The sequence below is a fragment of the Photobacterium sp. GB-72 genome, assembly GCF_003026095.1.
GTDB lineage: Bacteria > Pseudomonadota > Gammaproteobacteria > Enterobacterales > Vibrionaceae > Photobacterium.
In genome coordinates, this window is record NZ_PYNV01000003.1 from 49,828 (window position 1) to 69,832 (window position 20,005).

Annotated in this window: 21 protein-coding genes; 9 read left to right on the forward strand and 12 right to left on the reverse strand. The window is 37.3% G+C overall.

Translation table 11 applies throughout. The features are described from left to right. Position 1: 1 nt before the first annotated feature. Positions 2-1,204 (forward strand): EAL domain-containing protein, encoded by a 1,203-nt coding sequence (locus C9J40_RS05640; RefSeq protein WP_107207599.1) that lies wholly within the window; start codon positions 2-4, stop codon positions 1,202-1,204. A 51-nt stretch (positions 1,205-1,255) separates the two neighbouring features. Here C9J40_RS05640 and C9J40_RS05645 read toward each other — a convergent pair whose 3' ends face one another. Further along, positions 1,256-2,368 carry an NADH:flavin oxidoreductase gene (locus C9J40_RS05645; RefSeq protein WP_107207598.1) on the reverse strand — a complete coding sequence of 371 codons (1,113 nt, stop codon included), beginning with the start codon at positions 2,366-2,368 and terminating at the stop codon, positions 1,256-1,258. Between the two features lie 292 nt (positions 2,369-2,660). After that, positions 2,661-3,260: a nuclease-related domain-containing protein gene (locus C9J40_RS05650; protein WP_107207597.1), complete on the reverse strand. Its 600-nt coding sequence runs from the start codon at positions 3,258-3,260 to the stop codon at positions 2,661-2,663. Between the two features lie 369 nt (positions 3,261-3,629). On the opposite strand from C9J40_RS05650, the gene C9J40_RS05655 reads away from it, so the two are divergent. From C9J40_RS05655 to C9J40_RS05670, 4 genes are all read left to right on the forward strand, one after another. Next, positions 3,630-4,100 carry a hypothetical protein gene (locus tag C9J40_RS05655; protein ID WP_107246099.1) on the forward strand — a complete coding sequence of 157 codons (471 nt, stop codon included), beginning with the start codon at positions 3,630-3,632 and terminating at the stop codon, positions 4,098-4,100. 251 nt (positions 4,101-4,351) lie between these two features. Further along, positions 4,352-5,509, forward strand: a complete 1,158-nt coding sequence (locus C9J40_RS05660; RefSeq protein WP_107246101.1) for an ABC transporter substrate-binding protein — start codon at positions 4,352-4,354, stop codon at positions 5,507-5,509. Beyond that, positions 5,506-6,549 (forward strand): iron ABC transporter permease, encoded by a 1,044-nt coding sequence (locus C9J40_RS05665; protein WP_107246102.1) that lies wholly within the window; start codon positions 5,506-5,508, stop codon positions 6,547-6,549. Before C9J40_RS05660 ends, C9J40_RS05665 begins: the two co-directional genes overlap by 4 nt. A 1-nt stretch (position 6,550) precedes the next feature. Beyond that, the gene (locus C9J40_RS05670) at positions 6,551-7,303 is read left to right on the forward strand and encodes an ABC transporter ATP-binding protein (protein WP_107246104.1); all 753 of its coding nucleotides are present in this window, start codon (positions 6,551-6,553) and stop codon (positions 7,301-7,303) included. A gap of 87 nt (positions 7,304-7,390) precedes the next feature. Here C9J40_RS05670 and C9J40_RS05675 read toward each other — a convergent pair whose 3' ends face one another. From C9J40_RS05675 to arfB, 3 genes are all read right to left on the reverse strand, one after another. Next, positions 7,391-8,278 (reverse strand): aspartoacylase, encoded by an 888-nt coding sequence (locus C9J40_RS05675; protein WP_107246106.1) that lies wholly within the window; start codon positions 8,276-8,278, stop codon positions 7,391-7,393. A gap of 90 nt (positions 8,279-8,368) precedes the next feature. Beyond that, a complete protein-coding gene (locus C9J40_RS05680) occupies positions 8,369-8,818 on the reverse strand; it encodes a hypothetical protein (protein WP_107246107.1) in 450 nt (149 codons plus the stop codon). A gap of 130 nt (positions 8,819-8,948) precedes the next feature. Beyond that, positions 8,949-9,362, reverse strand: coding sequence for an alternative ribosome rescue aminoacyl-tRNA hydrolase ArfB (gene arfB / locus C9J40_RS05685; protein ID WP_107207590.1), 414 nt, complete (start codon positions 9,360-9,362; stop codon positions 8,949-8,951). A 256-nt stretch (positions 9,363-9,618) separates the two neighbouring features. Here arfB and C9J40_RS05690 point away from each other — a divergent pair, with 256 nt between their 5' ends. Beyond that, on the forward strand, positions 9,619-9,951 hold the full coding sequence (locus C9J40_RS05690) for a DUF3392 domain-containing protein (protein WP_107207589.1): 333 nt from the start codon (positions 9,619-9,621) through the stop codon (positions 9,949-9,951). 43 nt (positions 9,952-9,994) lie between these two features. On the opposite strand, the gene aphA is transcribed toward C9J40_RS05690, so the two are convergent. Further along, complete coding sequence (gene aphA, locus C9J40_RS05695; protein WP_107246109.1) at positions 9,995-10,714, reverse strand: acid phosphatase AphA; 720 nt, start codon at positions 10,712-10,714, stop codon at positions 9,995-9,997. Between the two features lie 265 nt (positions 10,715-10,979). Here aphA and C9J40_RS05700 point away from each other — a divergent pair, with 265 nt between their 5' ends. Further along, entirely contained in the window at positions 10,980-11,759 is a 780-nt protein-coding gene (locus C9J40_RS05700; protein WP_107246110.1) for a thioredoxin domain-containing protein, read from the forward strand. Between the two features lie 99 nt (positions 11,760-11,858). Here C9J40_RS05700 and ansB read toward each other — a convergent pair whose 3' ends face one another. From ansB to C9J40_RS05715, 3 genes are all read right to left on the reverse strand, one after another. Beyond that, positions 11,859-12,926 carry an L-asparaginase 2 gene (gene ansB / locus C9J40_RS05705; protein ID WP_107246112.1) on the reverse strand — a complete coding sequence of 356 codons (1,068 nt, stop codon included), beginning with the start codon at positions 12,924-12,926 and terminating at the stop codon, positions 11,859-11,861. A gap of 215 nt (positions 12,927-13,141) precedes the next feature. Beyond that, entirely contained in the window at positions 13,142-13,393 is a 252-nt protein-coding gene (locus C9J40_RS05710; protein WP_107246113.1) for a hypothetical protein, read from the reverse strand. A 57-nt stretch (positions 13,394-13,450) separates the two neighbouring features. After that, on the reverse strand, positions 13,451-13,897 hold the full coding sequence (locus C9J40_RS05715) for a hypothetical protein (protein ID WP_233217771.1): 447 nt from the start codon (positions 13,895-13,897) through the stop codon (positions 13,451-13,453). 450 nt (positions 13,898-14,347) lie between these two features. Between C9J40_RS05715 and C9J40_RS05720 the strand changes: the two genes are divergently transcribed. Beyond that, positions 14,348-15,364 carry a Preprotein translocase subunit SecY gene (locus C9J40_RS05720; RefSeq protein WP_107207584.1) on the forward strand — a complete coding sequence of 339 codons (1,017 nt, stop codon included), beginning with the start codon at positions 14,348-14,350 and terminating at the stop codon, positions 15,362-15,364. A gap of 217 nt (positions 15,365-15,581) precedes the next feature. Further along, on the forward strand, positions 15,582-17,111 hold the full coding sequence (locus C9J40_RS05725; protein ID WP_107207583.1) for a phospholipase D family protein: 1,530 nt from the start codon (positions 15,582-15,584) through the stop codon (positions 17,109-17,111). Between the two features lie 73 nt (positions 17,112-17,184). Here C9J40_RS05725 and rimK read toward each other — a convergent pair whose 3' ends face one another. The 3 genes from rimK to hppD form a co-directional block, all read right to left on the reverse strand. Beyond that, positions 17,185-18,087, reverse strand: coding sequence for a 30S ribosomal protein S6--L-glutamate ligase (gene rimK / locus C9J40_RS05730; protein ID WP_107207582.1), 903 nt, complete (start codon positions 18,085-18,087; stop codon positions 17,185-17,187). Positions 18,088-18,092: 5 nt separating this feature from the next. Continuing rightward, positions 18,093-18,554 carry an ATP-dependent zinc protease gene (locus C9J40_RS05735; protein ID WP_107246115.1) on the reverse strand — a complete coding sequence of 154 codons (462 nt, stop codon included), beginning with the start codon at positions 18,552-18,554 and terminating at the stop codon, positions 18,093-18,095. A gap of 163 nt (positions 18,555-18,717) precedes the next feature. Then, positions 18,718-19,788 carry a 4-hydroxyphenylpyruvate dioxygenase gene (gene hppD / locus C9J40_RS05740; protein ID WP_107246116.1) on the reverse strand — a complete coding sequence of 357 codons (1,071 nt, stop codon included), beginning with the start codon at positions 19,786-19,788 and terminating at the stop codon, positions 18,718-18,720. Positions 19,789-20,005: the final 217 nt, after the last annotated feature.

The window sequence follows — 20,005 nt, forward strand, 5'->3', positions numbered from 1 at the left end:
AATGCGCATACTATTGATAGAAGATCATGATTTTCAGCGCCAAGTGCTAACAACGCAGTTAGCTCGTATTATCGATCCTGTTAATGATGAAATTCATTGCGCGGTTAACGGTGCCGAAGCATTAAAAATTATGCAGCAATATCAACCACAGTTATTGTTGTGTGATTTAAATATGCCGGAAATGGATGGCATCAGTTTTCTTGGTCATATTGCAAAACAGCAGTTTAAGGGCGCTATTATAATCACCAGCGCCTTGAAACAAGATATCTTAGCCAGTGTTGAGAAAATGTGTCTTAACTATAAACTTAATTTATTAGGCACATTGGCTAAACCTACCTGTTTAAAGCAAATTAGTGCTTTAATTGAAACAGCAAAGCAAACTAATGCATTACCTGAACGCCTACCGTCTTGTGATATAAAATTGGATGAAGCCTTTATCGATCTCGCCTTTAAACAATACTGGTTTGTGCCTTACTTTCAGCCTATCGTATCGCTTGAAACAGGTGAATGGGTTGCTTGTGAAGCGTTAATACGTTTAGTGCATCCTGAATATGGTACGGTTCCGGCTTACCAGTTTATTGATCAAATCATGGCGCACAATAAAGAAAAGCAATTAGCAATTTACATTATTCATTACGTAATTTGTTATCGTTCATATTTCCATAATCGAAAAATTGCGATAAATATTTCATCTAAAACATTGGCTGATCCACATTTCATCAACTGCGTACTGAAATTAAAAGAACAATATTACGATTTAAATCAATGGTTATATTTTGAACTAACAGAGTCCGATATATTTGAATCAGTCGGTGAAGCCATTGAGTCTGCATCACGCTTGAGTATGCACGAGTTTGTTTTATCCATTGATGATTTTGGTACTGGCTATTCGTCACTTAAGCAGTTAGAAACATTAACGTTTAATTCCCTTAAACTTGATCTTGGCTTTATTCAGGCATTACCAACAAGCATTACGGCACAAGCCATTGTGGAATCATGCTTACTACTCACTAAACGCTTAGATTTAATCACTATTGCTGAAGGCGTTGAAAACCTTGCTTTATGGAAGCAATTACAGGAAATGCACTGTCAACAAGCACAGGGATATTTTATATCTCCCCCTTTGCCATATGACAGTATTGAGCAATGGTATCAGCAGTGGCAACAAAAAAGCGCCTCACTTGCTATTACTCCCGCTGAATAAAAAAAGAGTTAGTGTTTTTGAACACTAACTCTTCTTATGCCCTCTTAAAAATTACAATGCTGCAATTTCAGCTTTTCGCGTTTTAGAGGTCACACAAAAATTCCCACGGCGAGTTCGACATTTTGAGCATCTTTCACACTCAACATCGATGCGATCCCCCTCTTTCCAACGTTTGATCAGTTGTGGCTCCGTCAGTAGCGGACGTGAAAACGCAAACAATTCAATATTTGTATTATCAGCAAGCGCTTCAATTGCACAGTAATTACTTAAGCCACCAACAGTCATAACAGGCACTTTAACGTCTTCACTTATCACACGGCCATATTCGCTAAAGTAACCTTCCGCTTGAATCTCATAACCATCATGCACTTCACCAACCATAGTATCGGCTTTGCCATGAATATTGCCTGAGATGATAATGGCATCAACCCCAATCGCTTCCAGTTTTTTACAAATAACACGCGTTTCTTCAAAAGTTAATCCACCTTCAAAAAATTCTGTCGCGGTTAATTTCACTAGGATCGGGAAATCTTTACCGACTAACTTTCTGATCGCATCGTAAATTTCAATTAAGAAACGCATACGATTTTCAAGGCTACCGCCGTACTGATCTTCACGTTGGTTGTAGTAAGGGCTTAAAAACTGATTTATTAAATAAGTATGCGCCGCATGAATTTCTACACCATCAAAACCCGATTGTTGAGCACGTAAGCTTGCTTGGGCAAATGCATTAACGATGTAATCAATTTCTTTTTGTGTCATTGCTTTACCCAATGTTTGGGTACTTTTTTCACACACGGCACTAGGTGCAAAAATAACACGTTCGCCAAGATTATAGGTTGTTTTCGTGCCACCATAGGCTAACTGCATGACAATTTTTGAATCATATTGATGTACAAGCTCTGTAAGCTTTTTATATTCTTCAATAAAAGAATCGTTATACATCCCCATCATGCCTGCATTCGGCTTTTCTTCTTCTACAATATTGGCATAACCCGTGACAATTAAACCAACCTCACCTTTGGCAAGCTCTTCATAGATAGCATAAAGCTTATCTGTCATATGACCTTCTTCTGTCGCCATATTTTCCCACGTTGCACTGCGTACAAAGCGATTTTTTAACGTCATCGAACCAATGTGAGTTGTAGAAAACAAATTACTCAAGGTGAAGCCTCTTACATCTTTTTATGATTTATCATCAGATTGAAGAACAAAAAGAACAGCGACACGATCAAGGTATCGGTTCTTTTTTCTAATATCTGTCAACTTTGAACAGATGGAGGGGATAGTACTGATAAAGGAAGGTGAAAACTTTAATCTGGATTAAGTTAAAGGCAGTTCTGTAGCACGTAAAAGTAATAATTTGGCTTAAAAACGGAATATATCCACATACCCTCTGTATATAGAGCGCAGTCTTGCGAGTAATTTAGCTCATCATAATACTTTTACTTAACCGTTAGTTGCAAAGATCTGGGTTAAATGATGTCCTTTCAATACTCGCAACCCATTGCTGTAACTGCTGGTCTGTAAATAACGGTGCCTTAAATGTATGGATATAATGCATCATTGCACTTACTGATTTGACTACATTATCAGGCATCTCGGTTTTAAAAGTACAATCACCAACAAAAACCACTGCGGAATGAAATGCCGTTTCATCAACACCCAATAAATATTGAAGTGTCTTAGTATGTTGAGCATTTTGATGTAACGGGTTTTTAAATACTGATGAGCGATTAAACGATGCTTGTTGCCATACTGACTGATAGGTCCCACCAAAAATCCACCCTTTAATATTTATCGTTTCCACGACAAAAATACCGTATTGAGAAACAACAAGATGATCAATTTGCGTTGTACCACTTTCAGTAGGCAAGGTTACATTAGTTAATACTTTGTAATGTTTTGCTGGCAAAAGTTTTAATCGGTAATGAACAATTAATTCACCTGCACGACCTTTAAACCACGGTGAATTTACTAAAAACAGAATAAAAACAACCGGAATAATCCAACATAAAGGCTGTAGAGCATTAAATATTATTGATGTCATATCCATGAATTAGGTTATCCATTCCAGTAAGAACGATTGCGCCTCTGTCTAACATTATTTAAGTGAAAAAATTAACGTTTTTAGAGATAAAATACTAAGTCAAAAATATGGCAGTATATTTACTGTTTTTAAAGGTCAAAAATGTAACGTTTTAATACACATGAAATTATATTGAAAAATACACATGGCGTTACATATAAAGCTATTATACAAATCATGAAATACAACTATTTGAGTATCGTTTAAATTTTACTTCTATTTCTACAAATGGAATTTAATTATACCGCTGTTTCATAGTAAAATATTTGCATTATGAATGCGTAAAAGGCATGTTATTAGGCTTTAATTAAAATCTAATTTCGTGGAGTTATATTAGTGTTTAAGCGTTCTACCTCACTTGTTGCACTTACTTTTTCTGTTTTTAGTATTTCTAATGCTTTTGCTGATACCACTCAACATAATACCTACCAAGCTGTCCCGTCCAAAAATGAGTTGATCACTCAAACTGATTTTGGCAATCAAACCTATGTCTTTCACTTTAGCAATGACTCACATCAACTCACCCGTATCGACTTTCTCGACCATATGCCTACTAACCAAAGTGTATGTAAAAGTTGGAAATATGTTTCAGCGCTAAGTAATTACAATGTTGCTAAACAAACCTTATTACGAGTCTCTACTAGCTTCGATCCAACCAATAATACCTGTACTGCTTATGCTTACGCCAGTAATAATGGCGCACAAATGTCGCAAGTTCTCGACCTATTTCAAACCAAAAACTACGTTGACATCGCAGGTTTCAACTTATCAGCTGATGGTTTTACCGCAGCAGTAAACGCATTGTAATCAAAGCGTTAATATCAACAAGAGATCCAAGTACTATTTAGTGACACTTAAATAATCATGTTCTTGGATCTTTACTCTCCTATACGTTTCACGACCATTTCTCCCCTTGTACTTAATCTAAAACTGATACAACAATAAATAGTAATAAATCTCATTATCTTTCATTGCTGGATCCTTATCTCTCAATAAAAAATATTTATAACGATAATAGTTATCATTATTATTTTTAAAATTTTTTAAGGATAGCCATTTTGAAAACGCCCATTATAACGTTGCTTTCTCTTACTGTTGGTTTAACAGTTTCCAATATCGCTTTAGCAAGCACCTACCCCATCACAGTAACGGATGTTGCGGGTAGACAAGTTACCTTTGATCATCAACCTCAAAACATTGCATTTTCAACCAGTCGAATTTTTCCATTGCTAGAAATTATTTATCAAAAAGAAGCAGCAAAGCACCTTGTTGCAGCAAGAGATGATATGCGAGTTTCAGCGCCTAGCATGTATGCCAGTTATATTAAGCAATACCCCTCACTAAAAAATGTTCCAACTATTGGTCTTATTAAATCTGGTGAATTTGATGTTGAACGTTTTATTAACCTAAAACCCAAGCCCGATCTTTTTATCGTTGACCTATCAAATATTAAATTGGCAAAAGATAAAGGCTTATTGAAAAAACTCAATGACGCTGGCATTAAAGTCTTAACGGTCGATTTCCGTGAAAAGCCACTTAAAAACACCGTGAAATCTGTACAGGTTATCGCTGATGCTGTTAACCGTTCACAGCAAGGCAATGCATTCGCCAAATACTATACAAGTCACTTGAATGCGATAAAAGATACACTTGCACAGCATCCAAACGCACCAACTCCGCGAGTATTTATTGAACGAGCTGCAGGTTACAGTGATTCATGCTGCCGTACTTTTGCTAATGGTAATATGGGTGCTTACATCCCAATGCTTAAGGCTAAAAATATTGCGATAGCGCCACTTAACGGTTCTGAAACTGGGCAGATGTCACCAGAGACAGTCATCACCTCACAACCTGATATTTATATTATGCAAACCACCGGTTGGATCACAAATGACGGTCAAGCAACGAGTGGAATTCCTCTTGGTTACTCTCCTAATCATGCCGCAATTAAACAAGCGACAACGGCTTTGATGAATCGACCATGGTTAAAAGCATTAACAGCGTATCAACAAAGTAATGTTTATTCGATTTATATGCCATTTTACAACTCGCCTTATAACTTAGTGGCGATTGAGTATTTTGCAAAATGGTTACACCCTTCACTTTTTTCAAAGCTACAACCAGAAAAGACATTTGAAGAGATGAACCTTAAGTTTGGTAATCGTCATCTAAGTGGTCAGTTTGGTCAAAATAACGTTAAGGCAATGAGTCAGTGAACAGCATTACAGTCGAATTGAGAGCTCACCATATTCGTTCTCGTAATAAAAGAATTGCACTGATCAGCCTTGCCATTTTAAGTGTGTTATTTGTCATTATTGATGTTCTTATTGGCTCACAAGGTCTCTCTTTTTCACAAGTGATCCAAGCGATTTTTACACCAAGCCAAAGTGCTATCGCCAGTCGAGTCATTGTGTGGGATATACGCATGCCAATGTCACTCATGGCCCCTTTTATTGGGGGAGCATTAGCCTTGGCTGGCGCACAAATGCAAACAACATTGCATAACCCGCTAGCCGATCCTTATACCTTTGGTGTTTCAGCGGCGGCAGGATTCGGGGCGTCTTTAGTTATCACTAATGTCGTTGCTCTGCCCTTTATCCCTGCACAATATCAAATAGCTGTTATGGCGTTCATCATGTGTTTATTAACGACGTTATTGATAGCGGGGATTTCGTCGATAAAGCGTATTTCAATTGAAGGTGTGATGTTATTTGGTGTTGCCGTTATGTTTGCATACGATAGTTTGCTGATCATGATGCAATACATTGCCAGCGAAACCCAATTGCAAACATTAGTCTTCTGGCAAATGGGATCGCTAGATCGCGGTAGCTGGGAAAAAATTGTTTTCTTACTGATTTTGTTACCCCTTGTATTAATCATTATGATGAAAGATGCTTGGCGATTATCTTCATTAAAAATGGGACAAGAACGTGCAGAATCGATGGGAATTAATGTCAAACGTCTACGTATGAAGACCTTGGTGTTAGTTTCAATTATTACTTCTATCTCGGTTTCATTTGTTGGCGCAGTCGGATTTGTTGGTCTCGTTGCACCGCATATTGCACGTATGGTTTTAGGTGAAGATCAACGCTTCTTCTTGCCCGCATCATTCTTAGTTGGAGCGGTATTATTAGAGTTAGCCTCTATTGCGAGTAAAGCAATTATGCCAGGGATCATTTTGCCTCTTACTGTTGTAATGTCGATTGTTGGGATCCCTTTCTTTATCTTTCTTGTGATTAAAAAAGGGGGACGCTAGCATGAGCCTTGATATCAATCATGTCACAGTGACATTTGGTAAACAGTCGGTCTTGAATGACTTAACATTGCCCACTATTCACTGCGGCGAAATGGTAGCCTTGATAGGAAAAAACGGTGCAGGTAAATCGACACTCTTGCGCCAAATGACTGCGCTGCTTAAACAATATCCTGAACAAATTCGATACCTTAAACAACCGCTTTCATTAAAGGATATAGGCTATTTACCGCAAGAGCATCGTATCCACGCTAACGTTACGGTACTCGAGTTATTGATCACGACAATGAACATTCACTCAACGTCTTTGATCGCGAAAAAAGAAAGTGCAGAGCAAGGGTTATTCTTATTAAAAGATATGGGGATTTTACATCTCGCTAATAAACAATGTGTAGCACTCTCTGGTGGTGAAAGCCAAATGGTAGGACTTGCCCAAGCGTTAATAAACACTCCTAAAGTATTGCTGCTAGATGAGCCAACTTCAGCACTTGATATGCAAAACCAATTGCGATTACTCAATTATGTTCGCTCCTATACTAAACGCACAGGGGCATGTGTAATTATGGTGATCCACGATCTTAACTTGGCGCTTCAATATGCCGACCATATTGCTGTACTACATAACGGCAAATTATTTGATTATGGCTCACCTAAAACTACAGTAACGAGTGAACTTATCTCTGCGGTATTTAATGTTGATTCGCATATCATTATGGTTGATCACACCCCTATTGTAGTCTTGAAAACAACGCATTAAATAATAATAACAACTAAAAAGCCCGTAACAGAACAATGTGCGTCTGTTACGGGCAAGTATTTGATGACTTATGATATGGGCTAAATATTAGTTTGTTGATACCACGATTTTCTTACCTAATGACATCGCAAGATTATTATCATAATAAGCGGCTTCATTAATAAAGTGAGGGTACGCTTCATAATCCCCTTCCCAGAAAATCTCTGTACCATCGAACAAGGTGAAAATAGGGTCGCCTGAGCGCAGTGGTTCAAAATCATTATCTTGAACAGATTGATGAACCATACCAATTCGCTCCCCTTGTTCATCTACTGGAAGCTTGAGGGTTTCTTCATAACGGTAAGCGTCATAACTTGCAGGTAAGTCAGGCACTTCATTAGTGTTATTTAAATGAACAAAATCCAAAATATGTTTTGTCATCGCTTCCATCCAATCTAATACATCCTGACGGATAACCGATTGTGGTTGCGGCCCTATTTCAACGATCACACCTTGCTTGGCAATTGAGCAAAGAAATAAATGCTCATCAACAGAGGTATGATCTTCAAATACCACCACTGCTTTTGGCATTTTAGACTTAACATACGCCCCTAACTGACGATTAAATAGATCAGACTGAAGTAAGATTAACGAAGGTCCCATATTACTGGTGGTATTATGCAGATCGATAATAAAATCAGTATTAGCCTTTCCTTTTGGTCCAATTTGCTGATTAATTGCTTTAGCGCGAGTCTGTTCATAACTCGTCAGCTCATTATTCGCGAGATCATCAATACCAAATTGGCGATTCAAATCATGATCAACATATCGCTTATTTTCACCGTATGCTTTTGGGTTAGCAAAGACAGTGTCGACAGAAAAACTCTCACGCGCTAATTGCAGGGGATCACTTTGCCACTTTTTGAGTAAGTAAATACCACTAAATTCATTACCGTGAGTACCACCAACAACTGCAACTTTATTTATCTTACTCATCCTTGACCTTCCTAATATCCAAACCTTTTTATCAGTGTACTGATAATATACATCGATACCAGTCTATTTTATCAACCAAAAAGCTATAGATTAGAATTTAATAGGTCGTGTTTGCGCTAATTTAAGATACGAATGCAGCTCGCCATTTTTGTACTCGATGGCGGAATGGATATTAGCGTGACGGTTAGCAAAGACAGTAAAGCGATAGGTATTCTCTGCTTTTTTAATTTCTATTTCGATCGCTCCATCTACTAGCTCCCAATAGCCAGTGGTGTGTAGACGATTAAATAGTGTGTATTCATCAAGCGTTCCGTCATCATGTAACCTTAACTCTGTTATGTACCCTGCACTACAAGTTTTTAACCATACCTGCTCCACAATTTCATTGTGTTCAAAATTGCGTTTGGTTTCTAACCATAGATTCATTTGTTGTTGCTGTTCAACAGCTAATGGCGGGAGATCGTCTAAAGTGAATAAACGTACGCGCTCTGTTTCACGATAAAACAACTGTAAAAGTTGAAGTGTTTTTTTCTCAAACATCCCTGCCACCCAATAATAAATAAATGCAATAAAGTATTTACACAGCTATTGATAGCAAAGATATTCGGTTAGGTATCACAATGTCACTTCTTTACAGCAACTTATGCCGCAAAGGTCACATTAATATTGGTTAAAAATTCACTTTACCTCTGAGGTTTTTGGTTTTCCCTCGCTGGGTTTTCTTATCGACACGACGTACCTGTGAGTTTTTCGTCGGACGTGTCGCTTTACGCGCTTTTTGTGTTGTCATAACACTTTGAATAAGTGTTTTTAGACGTGCTAACGCTTCATCACGGTTCATCTCTTGGGTACGATGTTGTTGACTTTTAATAACAATGACACCCTCTTTTGTGATACGGCTATCAGATAGTTTTAAAAGGCGTTCTTTGTAAAAGCCAGGTAAGGATGAACGATTGATATCAAACCGCAAATGGATTGCACTCGACACTTTGTTGACGTTCTGACCACCAGCACCTTGAGCTCGGATAGCGGTAAGCTCTATTTCCCAATCGGCAAGTTGGACTGAATTTGAAATAACTAACATGTATTTACTCTCTGCATTTCTTACGTCAATTTTACCATAGAGAGCGTTAAATCGTTATATAGCAATATGGAAAGAAATAGTTATGCCTTCTTCGTACTCAGAGCCACGACAAGGATCTAAATACTGTAATAGAAGCCAGTTAAGTATATCTCTGTATGCCGTGATCTTCTTGGCAAGTTTGTACTACTACACTAGTTTTTTATCATCAACACAACTACCCTCAAACGTCATTATTTAGCAGAAATAGTATACTTACATGGAGCTCATTATTCGTCTTTTATCTGATTTAGGACACGATCTTCGTCCTTGGTTAGATGATATTTCAACCGCGATTGTCGCTTGTTCATTGGTTGTTTTCGGTGGGGATTTTAATCGTTTTTTACGCAGGCATTTGTCCCATTACAATTTTATTATTAGGACTATTGTATTTATTCTCGTCAATGCCTTCGGTTATGGCTTTTTAATTATCAATTTATCACCTTGGGTATATCGTGAGCTGTTAAATCTTCCTAATTATTTGTCAGTTTGTATTATAAGCATCTTTTTTATCTTTATTGGCTGTTGGGCACAACGAAATAAACATATATAAAAAAAGCGACCATAACGGTCGCTTTTATTAAATTCATTAACAACTAGTACTGTGAATTAGTCACGACTTCTTCACCGAAAACACCATTTTTAGCAATTGGTCGGTTACTTGAGTTGGCAGCTCGCATAATACGAATGCCTTCTGCTCCCGCTTTGCGAGCTGAAATAATATCACCGTCAGAATCACCATAATATAACTTAATATTATTTTCTTTTATGTAAGGCGTTTTAGTAAATTCTGTTTTACTTGATCCTGCAAATATCACCTTATGCATATTTTTAATACCAAATACATCTTTTAAATATTGCGTGGTAATTTCACATTTTGACGCTGTACGACCTGTAATAAAGTAAATTTGATCGCCACGTTTTTGGTGCATAGCAATCAACTCTTTACCTATTTGCTTTGGTAAACTAAATTTCTCCCACTCACAGTTCATTTTATCCCAGAACTTCTGCTCATGCAGGTATGAAAAACTATTTGGAGAAAACTCCTGCTTACCACGATAGAAACCCGGTGTACTGAATAATACCGTGTCATCAATGTCAAAGCCGACAGCCATTGGTGGCTTACCTTTTAATTTTTCAGCAATTTGCTTAACTGAGATCCAATGGACGTCTTTTGGTTGCCCCATTTCCATTATTTGGATCGTACTATAACCAGGATCAGTCGCCGGTACTTTAGGATCCGCAAAAGCCGCTGTAGAAAGTGTAGATAAAGCAAATAATGAGCTAACGGCTAATAATGTAAATTTTTTCTTCATAATAAGATCTCTGTTCATTCGTTATGAATAATTTACAACAAAAGTATTCATAATTATGCGCAAAACATCACAATGATATTTTCAAATAATGAAAAATAAGATCTATATTTTATATAACAGTTTAATTAACTCACTTTCTTCTATTGAATTTTTTATTTAAAAATAAACATTTCTATAATATTTAACAATTTGATTCAGGTTACATTCATACTCTATATCATTTAATTGGTGATAATTAATACGCTATCTAACGTATAGAGATAAAATGAAAAAACTAATTTTACCGCTTATGGTGACAGTACTATTAGCTGGCTGTAATGAAACAACAGCAGTTAATAATAAAGACTTTAGCCCTGAGCAAAAAGCGCAAATTGAAAAGATTGCCAGCCAATATATTATTGAGCACCCTGAAGTTTTAGTAAAAGCATCAGAAACATTGCAAAAGCAACAGATGGAAAAGCAGGTACAATCAGCGAAGCAAACTGTTGTCGCTTATGCTGACCAACTTATTAAAGATGCTAAAACACCATATGTTGGCCCTAAAGATGCCAAAGTAAACGTTATTGAGTTTTTTGATTACCAATGCATGTTCTGCTCAAAAATTTCACCTATCGTGAAACAACTTGAAGCTGAAAACCCCGATGTAAAATTCATTTTCAAAGAAACGCCAATCTTTGCATCACGTTGGGAAGCTTCAAAATATGCGGCAGATATGGGTAACTGGATTTTTGCCCATAAAGGCAGTGACCTTTACAGTAAATACCATAATGCCGTATTTGCCTCAGGTAAAGATGAAGGCAAATTAACCAAACAAGATGTTAATGATATTGCAACTAAGTTGGGCATTGATATTAGTAAGTTTGATGCAAACAATAGTTTTGAAGGCAACTTCCAGCTATTTAGTAAATTAGGTTTTCAAGGAACACCGGCATTAATTGTTATGCCAACAGATAATGTAACCACAGACAATGTTCACATTATTAATGGCTACGATCCTCAGGGGCTTAAAGATGCCATTGCGGAAGTAAAGAGCAACGCTAAATAATTCAGTACGTTATTAAGCGAGTATCAAGCCAGTCAGGAAGACTGGCTTTTTACTATAAAAAACCTACGTAAACACGAAACTCAAGCCAATAAATATAATCTAGTAATACTGAAACATCTTTTGTACATCACGATAATCATTTGTTTGCGTTAATGACAGCATTAATAGAATACGGGCTTTTTGGGGATTTAGAGTTCCGGATGCAACAAAACCATATTTAGTGTCATCGATTTCTGCCGCAAGTGTTGTCGCGCCAGTAGGTACACGAGAACTCCGAACGACCATGATCCCGTCTTTACTTGCTTTAGCGAGTTGTTCGAAAATACCTTTATAAATATTACCATTACCAACACCAGCACTCACAATACCATCAAATTTTGCATCAATTAGCGCTTTAACAGGTAAGTCAGAGGCGTTGGAATAGTTATAAACGATCCCGACTTTAGGTAAGGCTTTCACTTTCGATATATCAAACTTAGAATCTTTCGTATTATGACGCTCTGGACTGCGTTGATACACCGCATCGCCATTATGGATATAACCTAACTCACCAAAATTAGGTGATTTAAATGTATCGACAGCTGTTGTACTGGTCTTAGTGACATCACGCGCATCCAAAATCACATCATTCATCGCCATTAACACACCGCGGCCTTTTGAATCAGTGTCAGCAGCGGTGATCACAGCATTGTATAAGTTAACAGGTCCATCAGCACTCATCGCGGTTGATGGGCGCATTGCACCCACTAATACAACAGGCTTATCACTCTTCACGGTTAAATTTAAAAAGTATGCTGTTTCTTCCATGGTGTCAGTACCATGTGTAATAACAATACCGTCAACATCGTCTTTCGCTAAGAGTTCATTGACACGTTTAGCTAACGTAAGCCATACCTGATCATTCATGTCTTGCGAACCAATATTCGCAACTTGCTCGCCACTGATATCGGCAATTTTTGTCATTTCCGGTACAGCATTAATAAGGGCATCAATACCGACTTGTCCTGACGTATACGCACTGCCTGTTGCCGATTGCCCTGCACCAGCTATTGTTCCACCCGTTGCTAATATCTTAATATTAGGCAGTTCAGTACCTTGAGCAAAAGGGGATGATTGAAAACTTAAACCAGCAACCAAGATACCTAAGCAAACTAAATTCTTTTTCATTAATACTTCTCTCGATATTTATTACAAAATATTTATAAATTGAGAGTAGTTATTAATAGAAATCATTTTTGCGCAGAGAATCACCCTTTATATAAATGATAATTCGATATTCATCACACAAAGGAATAACGCAATACAAGCATTAACATTAATAAGACGTAATATTTTAATCCATCACATCAGAACAACATATTAATTATATTAATAACAAATTTTTAAGCACCAATAGCTGAGAATGGATCAACTTCAAAATAGTGGCTCTGACAACAATCTGCTAATTGAGCATCGACATAATGCTCAATCATTTCAAGAGATTCTGCTTCCCAAACACATTGAAACGTTTGATTATCAACATAAACTAAAGCAAGGTGTAATTGTAAATTAGATGGTAAATTGCACCCCATATACTGCGACTTAATGAAAAATTGCTCTTCATTTGTCATTTTATGTTCACTGGTAAAGAACATCACTGACCCTCCTTAACCGTTAAATTAACAATAAGTATAGGTCAGCTTTTTACATAATTAATTATGGGCGATATCTTTAACTGCACGTAAATAGGCTTTTTCAGATTCTATATACTCTAAAGACTTTTTGGCTCTTAACCATTCAGGATACAATAAATCTCTTTTTATCAATAAGTTATTTATAAAGGATTGTTGTTGTTCTGACGCCGGGTATTTTGTCTTAATACGTTGAATTTCAAACATCACATGAACTTTATTACTAACAATTTCTTTATAACTTTGAAAATCAAACTTTTGCAATTGCGGCCAAGTATCATAAAAAGCACTTAGACACTTTTGCTCTATGAGCGATAATTCATCGTCCATAATTTTGTACCACGCATAGGACTGTCCTAAGCGCTCATACATTACGCGTTCTCTTTCAGTATAATAAATCGGTGTTGTGTTATCCCTAACCTGTTGATCGATACTTCCCATCACATTCGACTGAGGTTGATATTTCACAAAACTACCTGTGGTTACTTTATTGTTCCTATTATTCAAATAATGCTAGATATTTTTGTCAATATAATGACAATTTATCTCAATCCGTATTAATTAGTTTATATAAAAGATGGATAAAGACTCATAGCTTTAGCAATAAATGACCACTATACATCATGTTAGATATTCCCCCTTTTTTGCACAGTAGTCTTATTTAACCTTCGATTATGTTTAGTTTGTAATCACTCTATGGTGGCATTTTAAACAGCAATGAAAGCGGCGTGTAAATTTTCATCGAAAAAACACAACACGCTAGGTTTTATAAGGGCTGGGAACAATTTTAAGGTATCCTATAGACTCCTTTTTTGCTTGGCGTTAATAACGACAAGCGAGCAAACGCTCATTACTCAGACTTAATTTATGCTTTACGATCAGAAAAGTCACATCCGCTACCCGAAAGGATTTTTTGCGATGTGGACAGTTTATAGTTTCACAGGTGCAGCTATTCTCGCCTCTATCATCTTCTCGCTGCTATTATTCCTTTCCATTGATGATGATCCATTAATGAAGTTTCTCTTTGGTGGATTGGCGGTTATTTTCGAACTAGGAAAATTCTTCGCATGGTACGAAGTTGGGGAACGTAAAGCACGTCGTAACTATACTGGCACACTATCTGCTTTTACTTTTTACGCCGTTCTTGCCGCAATTTCGATTGGTGGATCTATTGGCGGTATTAACAGCGCAACGAATAAAGCACAAAGTGAAGTTAACGTTCAAAAAAGCAAAATCAATGCATTCAACATGCAGATTGAAGCCATTGAAAAACAAATTGATCTCAATAACGTCGCAGCAGAAAAATACATTCAGATGGAGCGCATTGCCTCTGGTGTTGCACGCATTCAAAAACAAAATGATGAATTACGTAAGCAACAACAAAAGCTTGCAATGGAACGTGATAGCATTCCTGTCGTTAGCCAAGGCTCGGTTTTAGGATTGATTGATAGTCTTGCAGAATCGTTACATGTAACCCCTCAAGCTGCACAATTAGGTTTAGTGGTGTTTCTATCAGTATTATTAGATTTCTTTGCTGCATTCTTTGTAGGGTTAATCGGTGAAGAGAATCGTTTTCGTCATCAGTATCGCCATAACAAAGTGTTAGAAATGGCAGGATACAATGAATTTGACCAACCTAAACTGCTAGAACATTTTGACCCTTCGACGATTGGAACATCAGAAGTTAATGTACATGAGCAAGAGCCAGAAGAAATTATTGTCGAACCTGAACAGCCTAAAACCCCTTATGAGTTAACCGTTGATGCGCTTAGTCATAACAAAGTAAATTGCAGTAAACGCGCTGTAAGTAAGTTTTTAAATATTTCAACCGATGAGGTTGATAGTATTTTCAAACAGCTATTGGATGAAGGTATTGTGAGTAAAAAACCTAACAATCATTACCAATGGCATGGACTTACAACCACGACGAGTTAACGCATCACTGTGATAGATTAACCAAAATACCAGCCCGAAATAAGCAATTATTTCGGGCTTTTTTTGACTCAAGATAATAATAGATTCTTACTTTGTTACACTTCTTATCAGTTAGTTTTCTAAAAGCAGAAAATGATCACATAATGTATTTTTAATTACAGCTTACCCAATTATTCCTCTGTAGAATCCAGTCACATTTATTTTCAATGTCTTAGCCATGATCCGTATTAAAGATTATAAGAAGCTGTTATCTCGTACTATTATCGCAACAAGTATTCTAGCACTTGTTGGTTGTGCTCAACCGTTATCACTAGAAAAGCAAGCAAGCTATTCCAATGTTGATAATTTCAACACTAGCTTGTACCAAAGCTCTTTGCCTTATACCAGCATTCATCCTGATAAAACAGGCTTCTACCCTCTTGGTGATGGTCAAGCCGCATTACTTGCACGTTTGGCTATTATTGAACATGCACAAAAAACACTGGATGTTCAGTACTATATTTACCGTGATGATGCGACAAGTGGGTTGATGACATGGTATTTATATCAAGCTGCTGAGCGTGGCGTTCGTGTGCGCTTATTACTTGATGATATGCAAAATCGTGACGATCAAGCATTAGCAAGCCTCTCTGCTCATCCTAATGTTGAAGTACGCTTATTTAACCCATTTTCAAACCGTACTATTAAGCCATTAAGTTTCTTAACTGACTTTGATCGGTTAAATCGCCGTATGCACAATAAAGCCATTATTGCAGATGGTGTGTTTGCCATTACTGGAGGACGTAATATCGGCGACGAGTATTTCTCTGCCAATAGTGACGTAGAATTCGGAGACTTCGACCTCATTATGCTGGGTAAAGTGATCCCACAATTCGCACGTCAATTTGATGAATACTGGAACAGTAAACCAGCAACACCGATTGAAGCCTTAGTCTCATCAGCACATAAGCCTACAAAAGAACAACTGGCACAGTGGAAAGATGCTCAGCTTAAGTACATGTCATCAGACTATGCAAGTTCGCTAAAAAACCACCCAATGGTACAGCAGTTAATGGAAGAGACATTACCACTATACTGGACAGATGCAGAACTGCTTTACGATACACCGTATAAAATTGCGAATAGTAAAGATGATTTATTGCTACATAAGCTATCAGAGATGATCGCGAAAGCAGAGCATGATTTCTTTTTAGTTTCACCGTATTTTGTCCCAACAGAAGAAGGGGCTAAAGTGCTAGCTAAAGCGGCAAAGAACGGCAAAAACATCACTATTGTTACCAACTCATTAGCTTCTAATGACGTTTTCGCTGTACATGGCTGGTATGCCAAATACCGTAAAATCATGCTAGAAGGTGGTGTTAAGCTATACGAAGTAAAAGTAGAACCCGGCCATAAAACAAAACACAAATGGCTAAGTCGCTCTCGTACAAGTTTGCATGCGAAAACGTTTATTATTGATAAATCGAAAATTTTCGTCGGTTCATTTAACTTTGATCCACGCTCTGCATACTTAAATACAGAGTTAGGCGTGATTGTTGATTCACCTAAATTCTCAGGTGAAGTTTACAACACGATCAATAACTCACTAGTTAAAGATGCTTACCGTTTAGCATTGGACGAAAATGGTGAGATCATATGGAATGATGATACAACGGGCAAGCAGTATACATCAGAGCCAGACAGTAGCATTTGGCTTAAAATGGGCGCTTGGGCGGCCGGTGTATTACCAATAGAGAAACAGTTATAAGTCGGTAAGATAACCATTAAATAGTGACAAAAAAGGCGCTCATTGAGCGCCTTTTTTATGCTTGATTTTTCAATTAGCCTTTATTGCGAAGTGTCGTTTTTTTCACTGCATTTTTTTCGATGTAATCGATGATCATGCCGGCAATATCTTTACCTGTCGCTTTCTCAATACCTTCAAGGCCTGGTGAAGAGTTAACTTCCATAACAAGTGGACCACGCTCTGAACGTAACAGGTCAACACCAGCAACACCTAATCCCATAATTTTTGCAGCTGCAACGGCTGTTTTACGTTCTTCAGGTGTGATCTTAACCAGTGCTGCGCTACCACCGCGGTGTAGGTTTGAACGGAACTCGCCTTCTGCACCTTGGCGTTTCATTGCTGCAATCACTTTATCGCCAATAACGAAACAACGGATATCTGCACCGCCTGCTTCCTTAATGTATTCTTGAACCATGATATTCGCTTTAAGACCCATGAAAGCTTCAATAACACTTTCAGCAGCTTTACGTGTTTCAGCAAGAACAACACCAATGCCTTGTGTGCCTTCTAATAGCTTAATAACGACTGGCGCACCACCAACCATATCAAGTAAATCTTTAACGTCATCAGGCTTACTTGCAAAACCTGTCACAGGCATACCAATACACTTACGTGATAGTAGTTGCATTGAACGTAACTTATCACGTGAGCGGCTTATCGCTACAGATTCATTAACGGTATATACACCCATCATTTCAAACTGACGCAAAACAGCAGTACCGTAAAATGTTACTGATGCACCTATACGTGGAATAATCGCGTCAAAATCCACTAAATCTTCACCTTTAAAGTGAATCTGAGGTTTTTGCGAGTTAATGTTCATATAACAACGCAGTGCATCGATCACTTTAATTTCATGGCCACGTTGTTCAGCGGCTTCAATCAAACGAGCTGTCGAATACAGTGAACGATTGCGAGATAAAATTCCAATTTTCATGACAACTAGCCTTGATTTTTAATAAGATAAGATGCTTCTGGATCAACAATAATACGATCATGCATAGCTGTACGCCCTAGTAGCATACGGAAAGCCATATTATCACGACTGGTTAGCGAAATTTCAATCGGCCACTGTTGACCATTAAAATCAATTGTAGAAACGATAAAGTAGCGCAGTTGCTCATCACCACCTGAGTTTCTTACAACGCGTTTATCAGCCACTTTAGCTTCACAAATTTGTTCTACGTCGGTGTTGTTATGGATTGGGTGAATCCAAAACTTCACCCAATCTTCACCGTCACGGGTAAATTCTTCAATTTTGAAAGTATGTAGGCACGAACTACGTGCACCAGTATCAATTTTTACATGAATATTATTGATACCCAGATCAGGTAATGTAGCAATTTCACGCCACCCAACAAGAAACTTATTATTTTTATTCACTATTGTATCTTTATTAACCATATTAGATGTCCAATATACTATAGAAGCATTAAACCCAATACCTTGAAATGATACTACTACAGTATAGAGAACATTAACCAGACCCTCTGGTATAAATTTTACATTGAAGAAATGTAAAATTTATAGCTAACAGCAGGGAAACAAATTGCTTATTTTCATTAAGCTAAGATTTTTCGCTCAGGACACCTCGGCGTATTTGGTCAAGTTCAATTGATTCGAACAAAGCTTGAAAATTACCTTCACCGAATCCTTGATTTCCTTTACGTTGAATAATCTCAAAAAATACGGGACCAATCACAGTTCCCGTGAAAACTTGCAACAAAATACCATGTTCATCGCTATCGATCAGTATTTTGTCATGCTGCAACAATGCAATATTTTCATCGTGACAATCAATCCTTTTATTGACCAGTTCGTAATAAGTATCTGGTGTATCCATGAAGATAACACCTAATTGACGAAGTTTTTTCACAGATGAAAGAATGTCATTAGTACTTAAAGCGATATGCTGAATCCCTTCTCCATTATATTGTTTTAAGTATTCTGCAATTTGAGAATGTTCATCGCTTGATTCATTGATAGGAATGCGGATTTTGCCACAAGGTGATGTCATTGCGCGAGATTTTAAACCAGTCAGTTTCCCTTTAATATCAAAATATTTAATTTCTTGAAAATTAGCAATTTTTTCATAAAAATCAGACCACTTATCCATGTGTCCAATTGCAACATTATGCGTAAGGTGATCAATCGTTAATAACCCTGTATCTATAGCGGCTAAACGCTGTTGTGCGTCTGGGTAATACTCAAAATCCACTTCATAAATATCTCGTTCGCCATAACGATCGACAAAATATAATAATGCACCACCAATACCTTCAATAGCGGGAATGTTGAGCTCCATAAGCCCAACATTATTTTCGCACCTCGTTGCACCATGCTTGATAGCATAGTCTAACGCCTTGTTAACCTCTTTCACCCGAAATGCCATCGCATTAACGCTTGCGCCATGCTGCAATGCAAACGAACTTGCTTGCGAAGCTAACTCGCCATTAACTATGAAGTTTATGTCCCCCTGACGGTAAAGCCACACCATTTTATGTTTATGTTTCGCTATTTCCGCAAAGCCCATTTGTCTAAATAATTTTTTAAGCTTAGTGATCCCAACTTTTGTTGGAGCAGTGTATTCAACAAATTCAAAACCATCAGTGCCTAATGGATTACATACTTTTGACATACAGTGACTCCTATAAAACTTATTGTTAACTCTTTAAGCTTTAGCAGCACTTCAAAATAACGGGCAGTTTTATCTTTCGTCATTGTTCATTTAATTTATTCTTCATTGTAACGTACTGTTTCCATAATATTTACATACACAAATAAGCCTCATGTTTCAGCTGTAAACGTTTATTTGTTCTATATTTAGGGTTTAAAGTGAATTTTACTAGTTAGGC